The following is a 21,737-nucleotide window of genomic DNA, read 5'->3' as shown; positions in this document are numbered from 1 at the left end:
TTCATGTCAGTAAGCGCATTTAACCGACGCTGGGCGGCGGTGATCCTTGAAGCTTTAACCCGCCACGGCGTGCAGCACATTTGCATTGCCCCAGGCTCGCGCTCGACGCCCTTAACCCTGGCGGCGGCGGAAAACCGCGCTTTTATTCATCATACTCATTTTGACGAACGTGGTCTTGGCCACCTGGCGCTGGGACTGGCGAAGGCCAGCCGCCAGCCGGTGGCGGTGATTGTGACCTCCGGAACCGCAACTGCGAATCTCTATCCGGCGCTGATTGAAGCGGGCCTGACGGGTGAAAAACTGATCCTGCTGACCGCCGACCGCCCGCCGGAGCTTATCGACTGCGGCGCCAATCAGGCCATCCGCCAACCGGGAATGTTTGCTTCTCATCCTGCGCAGACCGTTTCTTTACCGCGTCCTTCGCAGGATATTTCCGCCCGCTGGTTGGTCTCGACCATCGATCAGTCGCTGGGCGAGCTGCATGCCGGCGGGGTACATATCAACTGCCCGTTCGCTGAGCCCCTGTATGGCGATATGGACGATACCGGGCTAGAGTGGCAACAGCAGCTCGGCGACTGGTGGCAGAGCGATAAGCCCTGGCTGCGTCAGGCGCTGCAGATGGAGAGTGAGAAACAGCGCGACTGGTTCTTCTGGCGGCAAAAACGCGGCGTAGTGGTCGCGGGCAGGATGAGCGCCGCGGAAGGTAAAAAAGTGGCTGAATGGGCGCAGACACTCGGCTGGCCGCTGATTGGCGATGTCCTGTCGCAGACCGGGCAGCCGTTGCCGTGCGCCGACCTGTGGCTGGGCAACGGTAAAGCGGTCAGCGAACTTGCGCAGGCGCAAATCGTCGTGCAACTCGGTAGCAGTCTGACCGGCAAACGCGTGCTCCAGTGGCAGGCGACCTGCGAGCCGGATGAATACTGGCTGGTGGATAATCTGCGCGGTCGCCTCGATCCGGCGCAGCACCGCGGTCGCCGTCTGCTCTCAAGCGTTGAACGTTGGCTCGAACTGCATCCGGCGGAGAAACGTCAGCCGTGGGCGACGGTGATCCCGCAGCTTGCCGGGCAGGCGTGGCAGGCCGCGGTCGCCAGCAACGAGCCTTTTGGCGAAGCGCAGCTGGCGCAGCGCATTCGGCGCTATTTGCCGGATCAGGGACAGCTGTTTGTTGGCAACAGTTTAGTGGTACGCCTGATAGACGCGCTGGGGCAACTGCCGGCGGGTTATCCGGTCTACAGTAATCGCGGCGCCAGCGGCATCGATGGCCTATTGGCGACCGCCGCCGGCGTGCAGCGGGCGAGCGCCCGGCCTACGCTTGCGATCGTCGGCGATCTTTCGGCGTTATACGATCTCAACTCGCTGGCCCTGCTGCGCCAGGCGTCGGCGCCGCTGGTGCTGATCGTGGTCAATAATAACGGCGGGCAGATTTTCTCTATGCTGCCGACGCCGCAGGACGAGCGCCGCCAGTTCTATTTAATGCCGCAGGACGTGGATTTCAGCCACGCGGCGGCGATGTTCGGTCTGGCTTATCACCGCCCTGATGACTGGCAGTCGCTGGATGAGGCGCTGGCAGGCGCGTGGCGCCGCGCCGGGGCGACGGTGATTGAGCTGGCGGTTAACGAGACCGACGGTACGCAGACCCTTCAGCAACTGCTGGCGCAGGTAAGCCGCCTGTGACGCTCAACGCGGCGGTTGAAAGCGGCCAGCCGGGTTATCCCTGGCTGGTATTCCTGCACGGCTTTTCCGGAGACCGCGACGAGTGGCGTACGGTTGGCGAAGCGTTTCCGGCCTGGCCGCGGCTGTATCTCGATCTGCCGGGGCACGGTGGATCGGCGGATATCGCGGTTGATGGCTTTGCCGGGGTTAGCGAATTACTGCAGGCTACGCTAAATAGTTACAACATCCTTGATTATTGGCTGGTAGGCTACTCCCTGGGCGGCCGGGTGGCGATGAACTTCGCTTGCCAGCCGCGCGCGGGCCTGCGCGGCCTGATCGTTGAGGGCGGACATCCGGGCCTACAGGACGAAGTGTCGCGGCAGGCGCGGCGCGGCAACGATAGCGCCTGGGCGGAACGTTTTCGCCGCGAGCCGTTAGTGCAGGTCTTCGCCGACTGGTATCAGCAGCCGGTTTTCGCTTCGCTGAATGCGGCGCAGCGCGAGTCATTGGTCACCCTACGTCGCCGCAATAACGGCGCTACGCTGGCGGCGATGCTGGAGGCGACCTCCCTTGCCCGGCAGGCCGATTTGCGCCCGTCTCTGCAGGCTCGCGATTTTCCTTTTCACTACCTGTGCGGCGAACGCGACGCGAAGTTTCGCGCTATCGCGCAAGCGCTCGCCGCCGATATCCATATCATTCACCATGCCGGACACAACGCGCACCGGGACAACCCCGCGGCGGTGATTGCCTGTCTGGCGCAGATTCTGGCAAGTTAACTGAAGGACATTCTATGATCTCTCTTGATGAAGCAATGCTCTACGCCCCCGTTGAATGGCACGATTGCTCAGAAGGCTATACCGATATTCGTTATCAAAAATCGACTGACGGGATTGCTAAAATCACTATCAATCGTCCGCAGGTGCGCAACGCCTTCCGTCCGCTGACCGTCAAAGAGATGATTCAGGCGCTGGCGGATGCCCGCTATGACGACAATATCGGCGTCATCGTGCTGACCGGTGAAGGCGATAAAGCTTTCTGCGCCGGCGGCGACCAGAAAGTCCGCGGCGACTACGGCGGCTATCAGGACGACTCCGGCGTTCACCATCTCAACGTGCTCGACTTCCAGCGCCAGATCCGCACCTGCCCGAAACCGGTTGTGGCGATGGTCGCCGGTTACTCTATCGGCGGCGGCCACGTACTGCACATGATGTGCGACCTGACCATCGCGGCGGATAATGCCATCTTTGGCCAGACCGGGCCAAAAGTCGGCTCCTTTGATGGCGGCTGGGGCGCTTCCTATATGGCGCGTATCGTCGGGCAGAAAAAAGCGCGTGAAATCTGGTTCCTGTGCCGTCAGTACGACGCCCAGCAGGCGCTGGATATGGGGCTGGTGAATACCGTGGTCCCGTTGGCGGATCTGGAAAAAGAGACCGTGCGCTGGTGTCGTGAAATGCTGCAAAACAGCCCGATGGCGCTGCGCTGCCTGAAAGCGGCGTTGAATGCCGACTGCGATGGCCAGGCCGGGCTGCAGGAGCTGGCGGGTAACGCCACCATGCTGTTCTACATGACGGAAGAAGGGCAGGAAGGACGTAACGCTTTTAACCAGAAACGTCAGCCGGACTTCAGCAAATTTAAACGGAATCCATAATGCGCGTTTCGCAGGTTTACCGCTGGCAGATACCGATGGACGCGGGCGTGGTTCTGCGCGAACGGCGGTTAAAAACCCGCGACGGGCTGTTCATCCGTCTGCAGGAGGGTGAACGCGAAGGCTGGGGGGAAATTTCTCCCCTGCCGGGATTCAGTGACGAAACGCTGGAAGAGGCGCAAATGGCACTGCTGGCGTGGGCGCGGGCCTGGCGCGACGGCGCCGAGCCGCCGCTTCCTATGCAGCCCTCCGTCGCTTTTGGTATTAGCTGCGCGCAGGCGGAGCTTGGCGGCGAGCTACCACAGGCGGCGGATTATCGCGCGGCGCCGCTCTGTTCCGGCGACCCGGATGAACTGTTCGCCAAACTGGCGGCGATGCCCGGCGAGAAAGTCGCTAAGGTGAAAGTGGGGTTGTGGGAGGCGGTACGCGACGGCATGGTGGTGAATCTGCTGCTGGAAGCGATCCCCGATCTGCAGCTGCGGCTGGATGCCAACCGGGCGTGGACGCCGATCAAAGCGCAGCAGTTCGCCAAATATGTTAATCCGGCCTATCGCCAGCGCATTGCCTTTCTCGAAGAACCGTGCAAAAGCCGCGACGATTCGCGTGAATTCAGCCAGCAGACCGGTATTGCTATCGCCTGGGATGAAAGCCTGCGCGAGGCGGATTTCCGCTTTGTCGCCGAGCCCGGCGTGAGCGCGGTGGTGATCAAACCGACGCTGACCGGCAGCTTGCAAAAGGTTCAGCAACAGGTCGCCGCGGCGCATGCGCTGGGGCTGAGCGCGGTGATTAGCTCGTCGATCGAGTCCAGCCTGGGGTTAACGCAACTGGCGAGGATTGCCGCCTGGCTGACTCCGCAGACTATCCCCGGACTCGATACGCTGGCGCTGATGGGCGCGCAGCTGGTGCGGGCGTGGCCGGAGAGTACGCTGCCAATTTTCAATGCTGATGAGCTGGAGCAACTGCTGTGATGTTTTCCGATTGGCCGTGGCGCCACTGGCGTCAGTTACGCGGCGAGTCGCAGGCGCTACGCCTGAATGACCAGGCGTTGACCTGGCGTGAGCTATGCGCGCGGATTGACGCGCTGGCGGCTGGTTTTGCCGCGCAGGGCGTATTGGAAGGTCAGGGCGTGGCGCTACGGGCCTACAACCAGCCGGAGACGCTACTCGCCTGGCTGGCGCTGCTGCAGTGCGGGGCGCGGGTGCTGCCGCTTAATCCGCAGTTGCCTACGGCATTGCTGCAGGAACTGTTGCCTGCGTTAACCATACAGCATCAACTGGTGCTTAACGGTGATACGCTGCCGGAGAATTTACCGGCGTTAACTCTGCAGGCGGCAGAAGGCGCTTGTACCGTTTGCTGGCATGGCGAACGGCTGGTGTCGATGACGTTAACCTCCGGCTCAACCGGCCTGCCGAAGGCGGCGGTACATAGCGCCAGCGCCCATCTGGCCAGCGCCGCTGGCGTACTGGCGCTGATGCCGTTTGCCGCGGAAGACGACTGGCTGCTGTCGCTGCCGTTGTTCCATGTCTCCGGGCAGGGGATCATCTGGCGCTGGCTGCTGGCTGGCGCGCGGCTGACGGTGCGCGATAGACAACCGCTGGAGCAGGCGCTGCGGGGCTGTACCCATGCTTCGCTGGTACCGACTCAGCTATGGCGCCTGCTAAATGGCGATGTCGATGTTTCACTCAAGGCGGTGCTGCTTGGCGGCGCGGCGATCCCCGTCGAGCTGACCGAAAGGGCGCGAGCGCAGGGAATACGCAGCTTCTGCGGCTACGGCCTCACCGAATTCGCCTCCACGGTCTGCGCCAAAGAGGCCGACGGAGCGGCGGATGTGGGCGAAGCGCTGCCGGGACGGGAGGTAAAAATTGTCGCCGGCGAGATCTGGCTGCGGGCGGCGAGCATGGCCGCAGGCTACTGGCGCGATGGTCAACTGCTGCCATTAACCAACGATGAAGGCTGGTTTGCGACGCGCGATCGCGGAGCGTTACGTGCCGGTCGGCTGTCGGTTATTGGGCGGCTGGATAATCTCTTTTTTAGCGGCGGCGAAGGCATTCAGCCGGAGGAGGTTGAGCGCGTGATACTCGCCCATCCGCAGGTTCAGCAGGTGTTTATTGTGCCGCAGGATGATATCGAATACGGCCAACGCCCGGTGGCGGTGGTTGAATGCGAGGATGGCTGCGAAATGGCCACGCTGGTGGCATGGAGCGCTGAACGGTTAGCGCGTTTCCAGCAGCCGGTACAGTGGCTACGGCTGCCGGAAACGTTAAAGAACGGCGGGATTAAGATTTCGCGCCGGGCGCTGCGCGAATGGGTCAATTCGCCGGTTTAGCCGATATTAGCCTCGGCGCGGCGCTGGCGCTGTTTACGTCTCAGACGCAGCAGCGGCGGTACCACCAGGACGGCGACAGCCAGTATCAGCAATGTTTTGGTTACGCCGCTTTCCCAGAGGATAGCCAGATTACCGTTGCTGATCGATAGCGCGCGGCGCAGGTTCTGCTCCAGCATCTCGCCCAACACAAAACCGAGGATCAGCGGCGACATCGGAAAGTGCATTTTACGCATGATGTAGCCGAGCACGCCGAGGCCAACCATCAGCAACAGGTCAAAGGTGGTGCTGTGCACCGCATAGACGCCGACGGCGGAAACGGCGGCGATGGCCGGTACCAGGAACCATAGCGGGATCGTCAGCATGCGGGTGAACAGGCCAATAAGCGGAATGTTCATAATAAGCAGCATCACGTTGGCGATAAGCAGCGCGGCGATGAGCCCCCAGACGATATCCGGCTGTTCGGTGAACATCGCCGGGCCGGGCGTAATGTTATATAGCGTCAGCGCGCCCATCATGACCGCGGTGGTCCCGGAACCAGGCACGCCGAGCGTCAGCATTGGAATAAACGAACCGCAGGCGGAGGCGTTATTCGCGGCTTCCGGCGCCGCTACGCCGCGAATATCCCCCTTGCCGAAGTTATCGCTATTACCACTGATTTTTTTCTCCGTCATATAGGTGATGGCGCTGGCGATGGTCGCCCCGGCGCCGGGCAGAATACCGACGAAGAAACCCACCACGGAAGAACGCAGGGTCGCGCCGACGCACTGCGCGGCCTCTTTGGTGTTAAATAGCATGCGCCCGGTTTTACGCACCAGCGTTTGCCCGCCGCTGGTGCTCTCCAGCATCAACAGGATCTCGGAAACGGAGAACAGACCGATAACCACCACTATAAACTGAACGCCATCGGAGAGATGGACGCTGTCGAAGGTAAAGCGGTAAACCCCGGTGTTGGCATCCACGCCCACCGTCGCCAGGCCCAAACCGATTAACGCCGCGAGGAACGACTTCAGCGGGTTTTGCGCCATCATGCTGCCGAGGCAGGCGATGGCAAACACCATCAGCGCGAAATATTCCGCTGGGCCGAACGCCAGCGACCACTGGGCGAGGAGCGGCGCGAACAGAATAATGCCGCCGATCGCGATAAGCGAACCGAAGAAAGAGCTGACGGCGGAAATCGACAGCGCGACGCCGCCGCGCCCTTGCTGCGCCATGGGATAGCCATCAAGCGCCGTCATGATGGCGGCGGCATCGCCGGGCACGTTCAGCAGGATAGACGAAATACGCCCGCCATATTCGCAACCGATATAGACCGTCGCCAACAGGATCAGCGCCGATTCCGCGGGCAGGTGCAGGGCAAAGGCCAGCGGCAGCAGAATGGCGACGCCGTTAATCGGCCCGAGGCCGGGCAGTAGCCCGACGATGGTTCCGACAAAGCAGCCGATGAGGGCGATAAGCAGATTTTCCGGCGTCATGGCGACGGCGAAACCCTGCGACAGATAGATCCAGGTATCCATAAGCTTCTCCGTTAATTTAACCAGACGCCAAGCGGCAGAGTCACATCAAGTAAGGTATCGAAGGCGTACCATAACGAGACGCCCATCACCACGCCGGCAATGCCTGCCGCCGGTAGCGTGGCGCCGAATAGCAGGCCGATCACCGCCGTCAGTAGCGCGGTCGCCAGCGGAAAGCCCAGCCATTCAAATCCCCAGGCATAGACCACCAGCACCACGACCATGGTTAACAGCCGTTGCAGGACATGTCGTCCCGGCCACTCGATGGCGTCCGGGCGACGCAGCAGCATCAGCGCAGAACACAGCAGCATCAGGCCGATAATGCCCAACGGGAAAGGGCGCGGGCCGACGGGTTCATACGAGTATTCGCTGTGGATCTGCCAGGCGATAAACAGGCCGCCAATGCATAACAACAGCCAGACTCCGGCAAAGATACGATCGCTCATTAGCGCCTCCGCGGATTATTTAGCCAGGCCAAAGGCTTTCGCCTGTTCGCGATAATCGCTGACCTGCTGTTTTACATAGGTATCGAGTTCCTTGCCGTTCATGTTGAATTCAAACAGGCCGCGCAGTTCACGTTGCTTTTTGAACTCATCGGTTTGCTGCAGTTTAGTGAATTCATCAACCCACCACTGGTAGTCGGCATCGCTTACTTTCGGGCCCATAAAGAAGCCGCGAATAATCGGCCAGACCAGGTCATAGCCCTGCTCTTTAGCGGTAGGAACATCAGCCAGCGCGCCCGGCAGACGTTCGTTGGAGAAGACCGCCAGGACGCGGATCTTATTTCCCTGCAGGTACGGCACCATTTCACTTAGATCGCCGGAGACCGCCTGCACATGGTTGCCGAGCAGGGCGGTTACCGGCTCGCCGCCGCCCTCAAAGGCGACGTAGCGCATCTTGTGCGGGTCAACGTTGGCTTTTTGCGCCAGCAGCGCCGCTTTCATCCAGTCCTGGCTGCCGATGGAGGCCCCGGCGCCAATGACGATAGTGGCGGGATTTTTCTCCATTGCGCTCATGAATGACTTCAGGTCTTTCCATGGCGAATCGGCGCGCACGGCAATCATGCCGTAGTCGGTACCGACGCTGGCCAGCCAGCGTACGTCATCAACGCCGTAGCGGCCGAATTTGCCCTGTGACAAATTCAACAGCGAGCCGCCGGAAAAGGCGACCACGGTTCCGGCCTCTGCCGGGCGCTGGGCGACGATGGCGTTGTAGGCTACTGCGCCGACGCCGCCGGGCATATAGGTAACGCGCATCGGTTTCTCGATCGCGCCGGTTTCCATCAGGCTCACCTGAATCAGTTTACAGGTGAGGTCAAAGCCGCCGCCGGGTTTGGCGGGGGCGATACATTCGGTGCGGGACGGGGCTTGCGCCGCGAAAGCGGTGGTTGTACAGAGGCACAGCGCGATGGCGCTAAGATGGCGGAAAAATGGCGTTTTCATAGGCTTCCTCAGTAGGTACAGGGAATGTTTTTCTGATTATGTGAACCGACATGTGGCGATTCGGTTGCGTGATTGTTAAAACAGTTACCTTTCATTTCCCTTTCAATGCGACAGCAACTTTACAGGATGTGATATGCGTCTCTTATTAGCCGAGGATAACCGTGAGCTGGCTCACTGGCTGGAAAAAGCGCTGGTGCAGGGCGGTTTTGCCGTGGATTGCGTTTTTGATGGCCGGGCGGCGGATCACCTGCTGCAAAGCGAAAAATATGCGCTGGCGGTGCTGGATATCGGTATGCCGGGCTTAGATGGTCTCGAGGTGGTACAGCGGTTGCGTAAGCGTGGACAAACGCTGCCGGTGCTGCTGTTGACCGCGCGCAGCGCGGTAGCGGATCGGGTGAAAGGGCTGAACGTCGGCGCCGACGATTACCTACCCAAACCTTTTGAGCTGGAGGAGCTCGATGCCCGGCTGCGGGCGCTGCTGCGACGCAGCGAAGGGCAGGTGCATGAGGTGCAGCAGCTTGGCGATCTGGAATATCGCGATGAAGGCTATTTTCTGCTGCGTGGTGAGATGTTGTCCCTGACGCCGCGCGAGCTGGCGCTGTTGAAAGTGCTGATGTTTCGCCGTACCCGTCCGGTTTCCCGCCAGCAGCTATTTGAACAGGTGTTTAGCCTCAGCGACGACGTCAGCCCGGAAAGCATCGAACTTTATATTCACCGCCTGCGCAAGAAACTCCAGCAGGGTAACGTGCGTATCACTACGCTACGCGGGCTGGGTTATCTGCTGGAGTGTGAGCCGCATGAAATGGGGTAAACCGCAGTCGCTGTATGCCCAACTGCTGCTGTTTCTCGGCCTGCCGCTGGCGCTGTTGTGGGGGTTATCGGCATTCAATAGCTACGTGAGCGCGCTGCAGGCGGCGACGCAGGCCTACGATCGTACGCTGCTCTCCTCGGCGCGCACCGTGGCGGAGCGGCTGGTAGTGCGCGGCGGTCATCTGGAGGTCAATGTGCCCTGGGTGGTGCTGGACAGCTTTGAACTCAACATGAACGACCGGCTGTATTACAAGGTGGTCGACCCGCAGGGGAAAGTGATCTCCGGTTTTGACGATCTGCCGGCGATGCCGCCGGCCACGTCACGAACCCAGCTCTATCCGGCGCTGGCATGGTTTTATCATACCGAATACCGCGGCCAGGCCATCCGCGTAGCGCGCCTGCTGCAGCCGGTCAACGAAGGCGGCATCGTCGGAATGGCGGAGATTTATATTGCCGAAACGCTGCAGTCGCGGCGCTGGCTGGCCGGACAACTGCTGTTTTCATCCTGGGTGTCACAGGGCTTATTAGTGCTGTTGACGTTGGTACTGGCGGGGTGGCTACTGCGCCGCGTTCTGCGCCCAATGCGTCAGCTCTCGGCGCTGATGGTGCGCCGCGAACCCGGCCTGCTGACGCCGCTACCGGAATTGCTGCCGTGGTCGGAAACGCGGCTGCTGATCGTGGCTTTTAACCGCTATATTGACCGCCTGCGGGTGATGATCTCCCGGCAAGAGCGCTTTAGCGCCGATGCCTCCCATCAGTTAAAAACGCCGCTGGCGGTTCTGAAAACCCAGGCCTCGGTGGCGCTGGCCAGCGAGGATCCGCAGCTGTGGCGCGAGAGTTTGCAGGCCATGCGCGCGACGCTGGATGATACGATTTTACTCACCGAACGTTTGTTGCAACTGGCGACGGTGAAACGCCGGGAGCAGGGCGAGCAGGCGTTTGTCGCGGTCGATCTGCAGGAGGTCGTGCACCATAGCTGTTTTTCGCGTATTGCCCAGGCGCGCAGTAAAAACATCGATCTGGGTTATGAGGGCGAACAGTCGCCGGTGAACGTTTTGGGGGATGGCGTTTTGTTGGGGGAACTGTGCGCCAACCTGCTCGACAATGCGATTCGCTACACTCCGGCACGCGGGACGGTGACGCTGAGCCTGCATCGCGATGGCGAAGCCGTCACGCTGAGCGTGGAGGATAGCGGCCCGGGCATTGATGAAAACCTGATTAACCAGGCGCTGACGCCGTTTCGCCGGCTCGATAACGTCGGCGGCATACCCGGCGCCGGGCTTGGCCTGGCGCTGGTTAACGATATCGCGCGTCTACATCGTAGTCGGCCTCAGCTGTCGCGCAGCGAAAGCCTGGGGGGATTGAAGGTGACGCTGCGTCTGTTGACCGTGGTTTAAAGCAGCCCTTTCTGGCTGAGGGTGAGGCGGGTCGCGGCATTAAGATCGTAATGTTGCAGGTCTTCGCCCTTCACCCACGCGTAATCGTCGAATTCCTCGTTGATCGTGACCTCGCGGTTGGCGCTTATGCAATCGAAAATCAAATAGATCATGTAGATCTCTTCCTGGCGACCATCGGCATAGGTTTTCACGCGGGTATCATCGCGGAAGCTCCATGGCGTGATGCGGGTCAACTGTAATTTTTCGCCAAGCTCCTCGCGGACTTCACGTCGCAGCGCCTCTTCAATAGTTTCCCCCGGCTCCACGCCGCCGCCGGACAGCGCCCACTGTCCGGGAAAAACCCCGCGGTCGGCAGCCATCTTGCACAACAGGTAATGGCCATCATTTTGGATTAGCGGGCAAACAATCGTCCTTTGACGCATGATTTTTCTCCTTCGCAGTGAGTCGGGCCAGGTATCGAGGAAACAGTTTGCGAGGCGCCTCGGCAAACCGCAAGGGAAATACGGCGCTGGTGGCGAAGCTGACGGGGCTTGCGCCGGAGCGTCTGGCCCTGCTCACCCATTAATTTTTCTGCTTCCTTCAAACGGCCTGCGCGACGGCGATCGCGCAGGTTAATATAGATTTATTTAATCAATACAACTCAATTCAATATAATTCTGATGAATTTAAATTCGGCAGAATTTGCATTCTTTCGCAAATGCGCGGCGGTATTGCTGTAAAAAGACGCAACTGGTTACACTCTTGTGAAAAATCATTTCGCCAGGTCATTGATTCCTGACGGGTGCGCAGTAGAATTTTCAGGTTTTTTCGGGACTTCTTTGATTCTTCTTTTCTGGATAGAGTAAATAATGAAAAAGAGCATTTTTATGGCCCTGGCCGGGGTAATGATGGTTTCCTCGGCGGCCCATGCTATTAGCGTTACCGGCGAAGCCGGCGAGCACTATACCAACCTCGGCGTTGGCTTCGGTACCGAATCCACCGGCCTGGCTATTTCCGGCAACTGGTTGCACAGCGATAACGACGGCGACGCCGCGGGCTTAGGCCTGGGTCTAAATATTCCGCTGGGACCATTCCTGGCGACCGTGGGCGGCAAAGGCATCTACACCAATCCGAAGCAGGGCGATGAAGGTTATGCGGCCGCGGTCGGCGGCGGCCTGCAGTGGAAAATCGGCGATAGCTTCCGTCTGTACGGCGACTATTACTACTCGCCTGATTCACTCTCCAGCGGCATCGATAGCTATGAAGAAGCGAACGTTGGCGCCAGCTGGACCATCATGCGTCCGCTTAGCATCCAGGCAGGTTATCGCTACCTGAACCTGGCGGGCAAAGACGGCAACCGTGATAACACCATCGCCGACGGTCCGTACATCGGCGCCAGCGCCAGCTTCTAATCCTCCGGCGCGGCCTTCCGCCGCGCCAAATTTCTTCGTCGCCAGCCCGCGCCTTTGCGCTATAGTAATTCGACTTATCAGGCTGGAGTTCATAATGCTACAAGTGGAAATGCTGTCCACCGGCGATGAAGTGCTGCATGGGCAGATTGTCGATACCAATGCCGCCTGGCTGGCGGATTACTTTTTTAATCAGGGTTTACCGTTAACGCGCCGCAATACCGTCGGCGATGACCTCGATGCGCTGGTGGCTATTTTGCGCGAACGCAGCGAACAGGCGGATGTGCTGATCGTGAATGGCGGCCTGGGGCCGACCAGCGACGATCTTAGCGCGCTGGCGGCGGCGACGGCGAAAGGAGAAGGGTTGGTCCTCAACGCTGAATGGCTGGAGACGATGACGCGATTCTTTGCCGAGCGCGGTCGGCCGATGGCGGAAAGCAATCGCAAGCAGGCGGAAATCCCCGCCAGCGCCGAAATGATCAATAACCCGGTGGGCACTGCCTGCGGGTTCGCCGTACAGCTCAACCGCTGCCTGATGTTTTTCACCCCCGGCGTGCCGTCTGAATTTAAAGTTATGGTCGAGCAGGAGATCGTACCGCGTTTACGTGCGCGCTTCACGCTTCCGTCGCCGCCTGTCTGTCTGCGTTTAACCACCTTCGGACGTTCAGAAAGCGAGCTGGCGCAGAGCCTTAATCACCTGCAGCTCCCCCCTGGTGTGGTGATGGGCTATCGCTCGTCAATGCCGATTATCGAGCTAAAACTAACCGGTCCTGCCGAGCAGCGCGATGCGATGCTGGCGCTGTGGCCGGAAGTGCATAAGGTAGCCGGAGAGAGCCTTATCTTTGAGGGCACGGAAGGCTTACCTGTGCAGATCGCGCGTTGCCTGCAGGAGCGTCAGCTTAGCCTGACCTTGAGCGAACAGTTCACCAGCGGCCTGCTGGCGCTGCAGCTGAGGCGGGCGAACGCGCCGCTTCTCGCCAGCGAAGTGGTGCCGGCGCAGGAGGAGACCTTAGCGCAATCGGCGCGCTGGGCCGCCGAGCGGCGCGTTAACCATTTTGCCGGGCTGGCGTTGTCGGTCAGCGGTCAGGAGGCCGATTACCTGAACTTTGTGCTGGCGACGCCGGAAGGTACGCACGCGCTGAGGGTCAAGTTCAGCGTGAATCGCCACGGGCTGTCGGTGCGGCAAGAAGTCTGCGCCATGATGGCGCTGAATATGCTGCGCCGCTGGCTCGACGGTAAGCCGGTCAGCGGCGAGCATGGTTGGATCAACGTCGTCGAGACGCTGTTTATCGACTGATTCAGGCAGGCGCGCCCAGCGCCTGCGCCAGCAGAGTAATGGGATGTTCGCAGCGCTTGCTGGTGGACATCTCAATCTGCCATTTGCAGGTTTCGCAATCGGTAATCACTACGTCCGCGCCGCTCTCCTCAATCTGGCGAAATAATGGCGCGCCAATCGCCTGCGCCGACGAATAGTTTTCCGACTTAAAGCCGAAGGTGCCGGCGATACCGCAGCACTGCGAATCCAGCACTTCCAGTTGTAGGCCCGGGATTTGGCGCAGAAGCTCAAGGGTGTATAGCGACCAGCCCATTTTTTCCATATGACATGGGGTGTGATAGACCACCTTCAGCGGCAGCGGGCGCAATGGAAGGGTTTTGCCGGCATCGAGCTGTTTCCAAATCCAGCGGGTCGCTAACTCCACCCGATCGCGCAGATCGCTGTTATCGATATCCAGGATATGGGGATATTCATCGCGCAGGGTAAAAGTACAGGTTGAAGAGGTGGCGATGATCGGCAAGCTGTTTTCGCGCATGGCGGCGACGTTGCTGTGCGCTTGCTTGCGCGCTTTGTCAAAAAAGCCGTTGGCGATAAGCGGGACGCCGCAGCATTTTTCTTTTGATAAGAGCTGCACGCCGGTACCCAGCGCGTTGACGACGCGAATCAGATCCTTACCCAATTGCGGGTGGTTATAGTTGACGTAGCAGCCATGGAAGAAAGCCACCTGCTCGCTGTACTGCGCCTGTGCGGCGGCGAGCTGGCGGTAAGCGCGGCGAAAGGTGCCGAAGCCATATTTCGGCAGCGTGCGGCGATGGTCGATTTTCAGCGCCGCGTCGAGCAGGCGGCGTACCGGTTTTAACCCCGTTGTGGCGTTGACCAGCGGCGCAAAAGGCGTGGAAAGGGTACCCATCAGGTCGGTATGGCTGAGGATGGCATCGCGCAGGGTCGGTGTTTGCTGGCTGTACTGCGCACGCGCGCGTTGAATAATATCGCCGATTTTCACATCAGATGGACAGGCCACCTCGCAGCGTTTGCAATTAATACAATATTTCAGCGCATCGTCGTACAGCGCGCCATCTTTCAGACGCAGACGTTCGCCGTCCGGCCCCGCCTGTTTCGGGCCGGGATAGCGCGGATTTACCCGGCTCACCGGGCAGGCGGTGGTACAAACCGTGCATTTTATGCAGCTTTCAAAGCGGGTATCGTTCATGACCGGCCTCCTGCAAGGGCGTGGATCTGTCTGGCGGCATGCAGCGCGGTGACGGCGCAAACGCCGCCGCCGCAGCCGAGTTGAATGGCATCGAAACCGCCGAGCAGCGAGCCGATAGCGAAAAGATTCGTTAGCGGCTGGCCGAGCAGGTGTGGGCGCAGCATGGGGTCAGTCTTCAAACCAAAGCGCTGCCACGGTTGTGATGCGAAGAAATCACGCTGATACCAGCTATCGCGCGCCAGCGTTTGCTGCAGATCAAGGCCGAGAATCGGTTCGCGCACGCTATCACGGGTGGCGACGAGACCGTTACTGAAAAAGCTACCGCTCGCCAACACGGTAAAGCGCGGACGCAGTGCGATATCGCCGTGATTTCGCGTCCAGACGGCCTCGACGGTGCCCTGCTGATGGCTGATTTTCACCACCTCGTCGCCGGCAAGCCAGGTACCGCCGGTGCGGATGAACTGGCGCTGAAGCTGGCTATGCAGGCGCATCCCCGGCACCGAAGGCGGCAGCGTCGGCAGCAGGCGCAGCGGGCAGGGCAGATGTTCTTGTAGCCAATGCCAGAGGCGATTATCCGCGAGCCCAAAACAGGCGGGCATCATCAGCAGCTCGTACTCTTGCGCCAGCGGCAGCAGCGCGGACTGCAGGGCAGGCCACAGGTTTTCATCATCAAGCACGCGGGCGATGTTGGCGGCACGGAACTCCGTAGGGTTATCGCGCAGCACATCAAGCAGCGGTAAATCAATCTCCGCCGCGGCGGCATCCACTCCGCTCTGTCCGAGGGCGGCGGCGGCCAGATGCGGTTGAAAATCGGCAAAACCGCTAATCCCCACCATGCATACGCGTTGCTGCGCGATGGGCGCCAGCGGAACCTCTTCCGGCGACAGCCACGCCGGTCGCAACGTCCCCAGCGGCGTTACCCGCAGGTGCGGTCGGCGCGCTTCGCCTTGCATGTTCGCGCCGCAGGCGGCCAGCAGCGCTTCGGTCTGTCTGGCGTATTCGAGCACCGCGTCGGCGCCGAGGCGGGAGTAGGTGTGTTCAGGAAGCTGAACGGCCAGTTGCTGAAGACCTTGTACGACATCAGTGACGGTATCGCCGTTCGGCAGCGCCGAGAGCAGGTCTAATGAAGCAGAGGAAAAGTGCAGCGCGCTTTGCCCACGGCTGATTATCACGCAGCGTAGGCCGTGTTGATTCAGCGCCAGCCCGCACAACAGCCCGGCCAGTCCGCCGCCGACGATGGCGCAATCAAATTTCATCCTGATGCTCCTTTTGCAGTCCGCATAAGCCGAGGTAGACCCAGCGGGTAAATTCACTTTCGCGCAGCGCGTCGCCCCAGGCGATGGGCTGAACGCCCTTCCAGCGCTCATTGAGAAATTCCGACAGCTGAGTTAACGACTGCGCCGGGGTGGCGACGTTGAAGCGCTGGAGCAGTCCGGCGGCGCGGCAGGCGCACAGTTCACCCTGGCAGGTGCCCATGCCGACTCGGGTACGGCGGCGCAGGTCGAGCAAATTCTTCACCGCTAGATTCTCTACCGCGTACTGCACTTCCCCGGCGGTGACCGCTTCACATTCGCAGACCAGGCTACGGTGCTGGCGGCTGTCGCCGAGCCATGCTGGGGTGCGGTCGCCGTGGCGATACACCGCCGACCCGCGCAGCGGCGTCGGTAGCGAGATAATCTTTTTCAGCGTGGTTTCTGTGGCTTCCTGCGAACCCGGTAGCGGGCGCTCCGCGGTGCGGCACGGCTCAGCATTGCCGAGTTTGCGGCAGACGGCGTCGCTGGCCCATTCCGCCATCAAACGGTAGGTCATCAACTTACCGCCGGTGATGGTGATAAAGCCTTCCATACCGTCGCGCGGGGCGTGGTCGAGCAGCACAATACCGCGGCTGACGCTGCGCCCGCTGGGATCGTCATCGCTGGCGACCAGCGGACGGACGCCGGAGTAGGCGCGTAGCACCCGGGTACGCCCCATGATCGGCGCCAGTTTTTCACCTTCGCGCAGCAGCGTATCGACCTCTTCCGTCGTCACCCGGTTATCGTCAATTTCGTCATAAGGAATATGCGTCGAGGTGGTGCCAATCAACGAAATGGTATCGCCGGGCACCAGAATATCGGCATCCGCCGGCTTGCGGCAGCGGTTAATCACCTGGTTATTAATGCGGTGATCGAGGATCAGCAGCGAGCCTTTTGCCGGGAACATGGAGATGCGCAGATCGGCGTACTCCGCGATGCGTTGGCCCCAGATCCCGGCGGCGTTGACGACGACCTGTGCGCGAATGCTACGCGCTTCGCGGTGTTGATGATCGTAGATCTGTACTCCGTACACGCGATCGCCCTGGCGCAGCAGACCGGTGACTTCGCAGCCGGTAAGGATCTGCGCACCGTGTTCGCGGGCGTCGAGCATATTGGCTGCCGTCAGGCGGAACGGATCGACGGTGCCGTCCGGTACTTGTACGGCGCCAAGCAGCGTAGGGTTGACCGCGGGTTCCAGACGCAATGCTTCAGCGGGGGTAAGCGGTTTAGCATCAATACCGGCCTGCTGACAGGCGTGGATAAAGGTTTGCTGCCAGGCCATGTCATCTTCAGGCAGGGTGATAAACAGCCCGTTGGTGGGTTCAATGCAGTGGCGGGCGATGCGACGTAAAATGCGATTCTCGCTGATACATTCGCGCGCGGATTCGCTATCGGTGACGGCATAGCGCGCGCCGCTGTGCAACAGACCATGGTTGCGGCCGGTGGCGCCGGTGGCGATATCGTGCCGCTCAATCAACGCCACACGTAACCCGCGCAGGGCGCAGTCGCGGGCGATTCCCGCGCCTGTGGCGCCGCCGCCAATAATCAGCGCATCAAATTCTTGCGTCTCGGCCATCTTCCGGTCCTCTACTTTCGTTTTACACCATTTAGCCATATCAATAGTGTGGAATGTTTGATTTCGAGCATATTTGCGCGCAATTCGAGCGTTTGCTGTGATTTTGTGCTCACATTGGAAAATTTTGTCATATATCTGTAACAAAATGTGCGATATTTCACAGTATTAGTTCTACGCTTTGCCTACCATCGCGACCTAATTAGAAGTACGTGAATAAATTAGATTTTTTGCGTCGATGTCAGTGAAACAGCAATGGCCACGGAGGCTGATATGTTAAGTATTTTTAAACCCGCAGCGCATAAAGCGCGTTTGCCGGCGGCGGAAATCGACCCGTTGTATCGTCGATTACGTTGGCAGATCTTTATTGGCATCTTCTTCGGTTATGCCGCTTACTATCTGGTTCGTAAGAACTTTGCGCTGGCGATGCCTTATCTGATTGAGCAGGGCTTCTCTCGTGGCGACCTCGGTTTCGCGCTTTCCGGTATCTCTATCGCCTACGGATTTTCGAAATTTATCATGGGCTCGGTCTCCGACCGCTCGAATCCGCGCATTTTCCTGCCGGCAGGGTTAATTCTGGCGGCGCTGGTGATGCTGGTGATGGGCTTCGTGCCGTGGGCGACTTCCAGCATCATGATCATGTTCGTATTACTGTTCCTGTGCGGATGGTTCCAGGGGATGGGCTGGCCGCCGTGTGGTCGTACCATGGTGCACTGGTGGTCGCAGAAAGAACGCGGCGGGATTGTCTCAGTGTGGAACTGCGCGCATAACGTCGGCGGCGGTATTCCGCCGCTGCTGTTCCTGTTAGGGATGGCGTGGTTTAACGACTGGCACGCGGCGCTGTATATGCCGGCCTTCGGCGCGATCCTGCTGGCGATTTTTGCCTTCGCGATGATGCGCGATACCCCGCAGTCCTGCGGTCTGCCGCCGATCGAAGAGTATAAAAACGACTATCCGGATGACTATAGCGAAAAGCACGAAGAAGAGCTGACGGCGAAGCAGATCTTTATGCAGTACATTCTGCCGAACAAGCTGCTGTGGTACATCGCGATCGCTAACGTCTTCGTTTATCTGCTGCGCTACGGCATTCTGGACTGGTCGCCGACCTACCTGAAAGAGGTCAAACACTTCGCGCTGGATAAATCTTCCTGGGCCTACTTCCTGTATGAGTACGCGGGGATCCCCGGTACTTTGCTGTGCGGCTGGATGTCGGACAAAGTGTTTAAAGGCAACCGCGGCGCGACCGGCGTGTTCTTTATGACCCTGGTGACGATTGCCACTATCGTTTACTGGCTGAACCCGCCGGGTAATCCGGGCGTCGATATGGCCTGTATGATCGTCATTGGCTTCCTGATTTACGGCCCGGTGATGCTGATCGGTCTGCATGCGCTGGAACTGGCGCCGAAAAAAGCCGCCGGCACCGCCGCGGGCTTCACCGGTCTGTTCGGTTATCTTGGCGGTTCCGTAGCCGCGAGCGCCATTGTTGGCTATACCGTCGATTTCTTCGGCTGGGATGGCGGCTTCATGGTGATGATTGGCGGTAGCGTACTGGCGGTACTGCTGTTGATTATCGTCATGCTTGGCGAGCGTCGCCATCATCAACAACTGAAACAAGCCTAAGGAGCGGCGATGAAAATGAAACTCACCGCGTTAATGAGCGGAATGATTTTGGCCAGTTCGGCGCTGTGCTTCAGCGCCGTCGCGGCAGAGAAAATTGTCATCGCCCACCGCGGCGCCAGCGGGTATCTGCCGGAACATACCCTGCCGGCGAAAGCGATGGCTTACGCTCAGGGGGCGGATTACCTTGAGCAAGACCTGGTGATGACCAAAGACGACCGGCTGGTGGTGTTGCATGACCACTATCTCGATCGGGTGACTGACGTTGCGCAGCGTTTCCCGCAGCGGGCGCGTAAAGACGGCCGTTTTTACGCCATCGACTTTACCCTGGCCGAGATTAAGTCGCTGAAGTTCACCGAAGGTTTTGAGCCGAAAGATGGCAAAAACGTGCAAACCTATCCTGGGCGTTTCCCGATGGGCAAATCCGATTTCCGCATTCATACCTTTGAAGAAGAGATTGAGTTTGTACAGGGGCTAAACCATTCGACGGGTAAAAATATCGGTATCTACCCGGAAATCAAAGCGCCGTGGTTCCACCATCAGGAAGGCAAAGATATTGCCGCCAGCACGCTGAAAGTGCTGAAGGAATATGGCTACACCAGCAAGCAGGATAGGGTTTATCTGCAATGTTTTGACGCCAACGAGCTCAAACGCATTAAGGATGAGCTGGAGCCGAAGATGGGGATGGATCTCAATCTGGTGCAGCTCATCGCCTATACCGACTGGAATGAAACGCAGCAGAAACAGGCCGATGGTAAATGGGTGAACTACAGCTATGACTGGATGTTCAAGCCGGGGGCGATGGCGCAGATTGCGCAGTACGCCGACGGTATCGGCCCGGATTACCATATGCTGGTAGCGGAAGGCTCGAAGCCGGGCGCGGTGAAGCTGACGGCGATGGTAAAAGAGGCGCACGCCAGCCATCTGCAGGTGCATCCGTACACCGTGCGCGCGGATCAGTTGCCGGAGTACGCCACTAACGTTAATCAGCTCTATGACGTGCTGTATAACCAGGCGGGTGTCGACGGCTTGTTTACCGATTTCCCGGATAAAGCGGTGCAGTTCCTGGACGCGAAATAAAGCAAAAGGGCCGTAAGGCCCTTTTATGTTTTCCCCCTCTCTCTGTGGGAGAGGGCCGGGGTGAGGGCATCAGGCCGCACACATCGACAACACTTACATCTCGATCTCAATATCGCCTTTCGCCCGGCAGCAGCAGGGCAAAATCTCTCCCGGCTGGATAAACGCCAGCGGTTCGGTCAGCCAGTCAACCTGGCCTGACACCAGACGCGTGCGGCAGGAACCGCAATAGCCTTCGCGGCACTGATACTCCACGTCGATGTTATGCGATTCAAGCGCGGCCAACAGGGAAGGATGTTCATCCTGACACTCAAGGCGAGTGTCAGAAATCCTCAAGAAAATCCGCTTCATTACAGCTGGAAGTTGCTCAGATCGTCGGCATCGACTTCAGAATCGATCTGGCCGACGAGATAAGAGCTGACCTCCACTTCCTGCGGCGCGACCTGAACGTTGTCGGAAACCAGCCAGGTATTGATCCATGGGATCGGGTTGGAGCGGGTCTGGAACGGTAGATCGAGGCCCACCGCCTGCATGCGAATATTGGTGATGTACTCGACGTACTGGCAGAGAATATCTTTGTTCAGGCCGATCATCGAGCCGTCGCGGAACAGATAGTCCGCCCACTCTTTTTCCTGCTGCGCCGCCAGCACGAACAGGTCATAGCACTCTTGTTTGCACTCTTCGGCGATTTCCGCCATTTCCGGATCGTCGCTGCCGGAGCGCAGCAGGTTCAGCATATGCTGAGTGCCGGTCAGGTGCAGCGCTTCATCGCGGGCGATCAGGCGAATAATTTTGGCGTTGCCTTCCATCAGCTTGCGTTCGGCAAAGGCGAAAGAGCAGGCGAAGCTAACGTAGAAGCGGATTGCTTCCAGCGCGTTGACGCTCATCAGGCACAGATACAGTTTCTTTTTCAGCTCGCGCAGATTCACGGTCACGGTTTTGCCGTTGACGGTGTGGGTGCCTTCGCCCAGCAGATGCCAGTAGCTGGTCATTTCGATCAAAGAATCGTAATAGTGAGAGATGCCTTCCGCGCGTTTCTGGATCTGCTCATTGGTCACGATATCGTCGAACACCGTCGCCGGGTCGTTGACGATATTGCGAATAATGTGGGTATAGGAGCGCGAGTGGATCGTCTCGGAAAAGGCCCAGGTTTCTACCCAGGTTTCCAGTTCCGGGATGGAAATCAGCGGCAGCAGCGCGACGTTCGGGCTACGGCCCTGAATGGAATCAAGCAGCGTCTGATATTTCAGGTTGCTGATGAATATATGCTTTTCATGTTCCGGCAGCGCCTGATAGTCGATGCGATCGCGCGAAACGTCGACTTCTTCCGGGCGCCAGAAGAAGGAGAGCTGCTTTTCAATCAGCTTTTCAAAGATGTCATATTTTTGCTGATCGTAGCGGGCCACGTTAACCGGCTGGCCAAAAAACATCGGCTCAAGCAGTTGATTGTTTTTCGTCTGTGAAAAAGTGGTGTATGCCATGAGTGGGTCCTGTTGAGATTGTATCGCCCGGCGACACTG

The 21,737-nt window shown here is 59.3% G+C and carries 20 protein-coding genes; 11 read left to right on the top strand and 9 right to left on the bottom strand.

The annotated features are described in order from the left end of the window. Window positions 1-3 precede the first annotated feature (3 nt). The 5 genes from menD to menE are packed head-to-tail and all read left to right on the top strand — an operon-like array spanning window position 4 to window position 5,624. Window positions 4-1,674 (top strand): 2-succinyl-5-enolpyruvyl-6-hydroxy-3-cyclohexene-1-carboxylic-acid synthase, encoded by a 1,671-nt coding sequence (gene menD, locus AC2CGP_RS06535; protein WP_015706156.1) that lies wholly within the window; start codon window positions 4-6, stop codon window positions 1,672-1,674. After that, window positions 1,671-2,429, top strand: a complete 759-nt coding sequence (gene menH / locus AC2CGP_RS06530) for a 2-succinyl-6-hydroxy-2,4-cyclohexadiene-1-carboxylate synthase (protein WP_213759575.1) — start codon at window positions 1,671-1,673, stop codon at window positions 2,427-2,429. The genes menD and menH overlap by 4 nt, the downstream gene beginning before the upstream one ends. A 14-nt stretch (window positions 2,430-2,443) precedes the next feature. Next, the gene (menB, locus tag AC2CGP_RS06525) at window positions 2,444-3,301 is read left to right on the top strand and encodes a 1,4-dihydroxy-2-naphthoyl-CoA synthase (RefSeq protein WP_015365600.1); all 858 of its coding nucleotides are present in this window, start codon (window positions 2,444-2,446) and stop codon (window positions 3,299-3,301) included. After that, window positions 3,301-4,266: an o-succinylbenzoate synthase gene (gene menC / locus AC2CGP_RS06520; RefSeq protein WP_047466126.1), complete on the top strand. Its 966-nt coding sequence runs from the start codon at window positions 3,301-3,303 to the stop codon at window positions 4,264-4,266. The genes menB and menC overlap by 1 nt, the downstream gene beginning before the upstream one ends. Continuing rightward, entirely contained in the window at window positions 4,263-5,624 is a 1,362-nt protein-coding gene (gene menE, locus AC2CGP_RS06515) for an o-succinylbenzoate--CoA ligase (protein WP_484502313.1), read from the top strand. Before menC ends, menE begins: the two co-directional genes overlap by 4 nt. Here menE and AC2CGP_RS06510 read toward each other — a convergent pair. Genes AC2CGP_RS06510 through AC2CGP_RS06500 form a run of 3 tightly spaced genes read right to left on the bottom strand, consistent with a single transcriptional unit; the run spans window position 5,621 to window position 8,577 of the window. Beyond that, window positions 5,621-7,138: a tripartite tricarboxylate transporter permease gene (locus AC2CGP_RS06510; protein WP_015706152.1), complete on the bottom strand. Its 1,518-nt coding sequence runs from the start codon at window positions 7,136-7,138 to the stop codon at window positions 5,621-5,623. The genes menE and AC2CGP_RS06510 overlap by 4 nt on opposite strands. Window positions 7,139-7,149: 11 nt before the next feature. Continuing rightward, entirely contained in the window at window positions 7,150-7,581 is a 432-nt protein-coding gene (locus AC2CGP_RS06505) for a tripartite tricarboxylate transporter TctB family protein (protein WP_015365604.1), read from the bottom strand. A gap of 15 nt (window positions 7,582-7,596) precedes the next feature. Then, window positions 7,597-8,577 carry a Bug family tripartite tricarboxylate transporter substrate binding protein gene (locus tag AC2CGP_RS06500; RefSeq protein ID WP_015365605.1) on the bottom strand — a complete coding sequence of 327 codons (981 nt, stop codon included), beginning with the start codon at window positions 8,575-8,577 and terminating at the stop codon, window positions 7,597-7,599. A gap of 133 nt (window positions 8,578-8,710) precedes the next feature. Here AC2CGP_RS06500 and tctD point away from each other — a divergent pair, with 133 nt between their 5' ends. After that, entirely contained in the window at window positions 8,711-9,388 is a 678-nt protein-coding gene (gene tctD, locus AC2CGP_RS06495) for a transcriptional regulator TctD (RefSeq protein WP_032715029.1), read from the top strand. Further along, window positions 9,375-10,784, top strand: coding sequence for a sensor histidine kinase (locus AC2CGP_RS06490; RefSeq protein WP_058676213.1), 1,410 nt, complete (start codon window positions 9,375-9,377; stop codon window positions 10,782-10,784). The genes tctD and AC2CGP_RS06490 overlap by 14 nt, the downstream gene beginning before the upstream one ends. Here AC2CGP_RS06490 and nudI read toward each other — a convergent pair. Further along, window positions 10,781-11,206 carry a nucleoside triphosphatase NudI gene (gene nudI, locus AC2CGP_RS06485; protein WP_015365608.1) on the bottom strand — a complete coding sequence of 142 codons (426 nt, stop codon included), beginning with the start codon at window positions 11,204-11,206 and terminating at the stop codon, window positions 10,781-10,783. The two genes, AC2CGP_RS06490 and nudI, sit on opposite strands and share 4 nt — an antisense overlap. Window positions 11,207-11,632: 426 nt before the next feature. On the opposite strand from nudI, the gene AC2CGP_RS06480 reads away from it, so the two are divergent. After that, a complete protein-coding gene (locus tag AC2CGP_RS06480) occupies window positions 11,633-12,175 on the top strand; it encodes a YfaZ family outer membrane protein (RefSeq protein ID WP_015365610.1) in 543 nt (180 codons plus the stop codon). 94 nt (window positions 12,176-12,269) lie between these two features. Further along, window positions 12,270-13,469, top strand: a complete 1,200-nt coding sequence (locus tag AC2CGP_RS06475; RefSeq protein ID WP_086630446.1) for a nicotinamide mononucleotide deamidase-related protein YfaY — start codon at window positions 12,270-12,272, stop codon at window positions 13,467-13,469. Window position 13,470: 1 nt separating this feature from the next. Here AC2CGP_RS06475 and glpC read toward each other — a convergent pair whose 3' ends face one another. Genes glpC through glpA form a run of 3 tightly spaced genes read right to left on the bottom strand, consistent with a single transcriptional unit; the run spans window position 13,471 to window position 17,526 of the window. Next, window positions 13,471-14,658 carry an anaerobic glycerol-3-phosphate dehydrogenase subunit GlpC gene (glpC, locus tag AC2CGP_RS06470; protein ID WP_045412308.1) on the bottom strand — a complete coding sequence of 396 codons (1,188 nt, stop codon included), beginning with the start codon at window positions 14,656-14,658 and terminating at the stop codon, window positions 13,471-13,473. Continuing rightward, window positions 14,655-15,914 carry a glycerol-3-phosphate dehydrogenase subunit GlpB gene (glpB, locus tag AC2CGP_RS06465; RefSeq protein ID WP_411303213.1) on the bottom strand — a complete coding sequence of 420 codons (1,260 nt, stop codon included), beginning with the start codon at window positions 15,912-15,914 and terminating at the stop codon, window positions 14,655-14,657. The genes glpC and glpB overlap by 4 nt, the downstream gene beginning before the upstream one ends. After that, complete coding sequence (glpA, locus tag AC2CGP_RS06460) at window positions 15,904-17,526, bottom strand: anaerobic glycerol-3-phosphate dehydrogenase subunit A (protein ID WP_348849997.1); 1,623 nt, start codon at window positions 17,524-17,526, stop codon at window positions 15,904-15,906. The genes glpB and glpA overlap by 11 nt, the downstream gene beginning before the upstream one ends. 270 nt (window positions 17,527-17,796) lie before the next feature. Here glpA and glpT point away from each other — a divergent pair, with 270 nt between their 5' ends. Then, window positions 17,797-19,143 (top strand): glycerol-3-phosphate transporter, encoded by a 1,347-nt coding sequence (gene glpT / locus AC2CGP_RS06455; RefSeq protein ID WP_015365615.1) that lies wholly within the window; start codon window positions 17,797-17,799, stop codon window positions 19,141-19,143. Window positions 19,144-19,152: 9 nt separating this feature from the next. Continuing rightward, the gene (gene glpQ, locus AC2CGP_RS06450; RefSeq protein WP_411303212.1) at window positions 19,153-20,220 is read left to right on the top strand and encodes a glycerophosphodiester phosphodiesterase; all 1,068 of its coding nucleotides are present in this window, start codon (window positions 19,153-19,155) and stop codon (window positions 20,218-20,220) included. 93 nt (window positions 20,221-20,313) lie between these two features. On the opposite strand, the gene yfaE is transcribed toward glpQ, so the two are convergent. After that, complete coding sequence (gene yfaE / locus AC2CGP_RS06445) at window positions 20,314-20,568, bottom strand: class I ribonucleotide reductase maintenance protein YfaE (RefSeq protein WP_015365617.1); 255 nt, start codon at window positions 20,566-20,568, stop codon at window positions 20,314-20,316. Beyond that, window positions 20,568-21,698: a class Ia ribonucleoside-diphosphate reductase subunit beta gene (nrdB, locus tag AC2CGP_RS06440; protein WP_015365618.1), complete on the bottom strand. Its 1,131-nt coding sequence runs from the start codon at window positions 21,696-21,698 to the stop codon at window positions 20,568-20,570. Before nrdB ends, yfaE begins: the two co-directional genes overlap by 1 nt. Window positions 21,699-21,737: the final 39 nt, after the last annotated feature.

Source organism: Klebsiella sp. SYXHC3, assembly GCF_057196925.1.
The sequence above is the reverse complement of the archived record's forward strand: the minus strand, read 5'-3'. Positions and strand labels throughout refer to the sequence as shown.

Bases quoted from the DNA above. Each gene is read 5' to 3' on its own strand.
- menD (WP_015706156.1), top strand. From the start codon at position 4: ATGTCAGTAAGCGCATTTAACCGACGCTGGGCGGCGGTGATCCTTGAA.
- menB (WP_015365600.1), top strand. From the start codon at position 2,444: ATGATCTCTCTTGATGAAGCAATGCTCTACGCCCCCGTTGAATGGCAC.
- menC (WP_047466126.1), top strand. From the start codon at position 3,301: ATGCGCGTTTCGCAGGTTTACCGCTGGCAGATACCGATGGACGCGGGC.
- AC2CGP_RS06510 (WP_015706152.1), bottom strand. From the start codon at position 7,138: ATGGATACCTGGATCTATCTGTCGCAGGGTTTCGCCGTCGCCATGACG.
- AC2CGP_RS06505 (WP_015365604.1), bottom strand. From the start codon at position 7,581: ATGAGCGATCGTATCTTTGCCGGAGTCTGGCTGTTGTTATGCATTGGC.
- AC2CGP_RS06500 (WP_015365605.1), bottom strand. From the start codon at position 8,577: ATGAAAACGCCATTTTTCCGCCATCTTAGCGCCATCGCGCTGTGCCTC.
- tctD (WP_032715029.1), top strand. From the start codon at position 8,711: ATGCGTCTCTTATTAGCCGAGGATAACCGTGAGCTGGCTCACTGGCTG.
- AC2CGP_RS06490 (WP_058676213.1), top strand. From the start codon at position 9,375: ATGAAATGGGGTAAACCGCAGTCGCTGTATGCCCAACTGCTGCTGTTT.
- nudI (WP_015365608.1), bottom strand. From the start codon at position 11,206: ATGCGTCAAAGGACGATTGTTTGCCCGCTAATCCAAAATGATGGCCAT.
- AC2CGP_RS06480 (WP_015365610.1), top strand. From the start codon at position 11,633: ATGAAAAAGAGCATTTTTATGGCCCTGGCCGGGGTAATGATGGTTTCC.
- AC2CGP_RS06475 (WP_086630446.1), top strand. From the start codon at position 12,270: ATGCTACAAGTGGAAATGCTGTCCACCGGCGATGAAGTGCTGCATGGG.
- glpC (WP_045412308.1), bottom strand. From the start codon at position 14,658: ATGAACGATACCCGCTTTGAAAGCTGCATAAAATGCACGGTTTGTACC.
- glpB (WP_411303213.1), bottom strand. From the start codon at position 15,914: ATGAAATTTGATTGCGCCATCGTCGGCGGCGGACTGGCCGGGCTGTTG.
- glpA (WP_348849997.1), bottom strand. From the start codon at position 17,526: ATGGCCGAGACGCAAGAATTTGATGCGCTGATTATTGGCGGCGGCGCC.
- glpT (WP_015365615.1), top strand. From the start codon at position 17,797: ATGTTAAGTATTTTTAAACCCGCAGCGCATAAAGCGCGTTTGCCGGCG.
- glpQ (WP_411303212.1), top strand. From the start codon at position 19,153: ATGAAAATGAAACTCACCGCGTTAATGAGCGGAATGATTTTGGCCAGT.
- yfaE (WP_015365617.1), bottom strand. From the start codon at position 20,568: ATGAAGCGGATTTTCTTGAGGATTTCTGACACTCGCCTTGAGTGTCAG.
- nrdB (WP_015365618.1), bottom strand. From the start codon at position 21,698: ATGGCATACACCACTTTTTCACAGACGAAAAACAATCAACTGCTTGAG.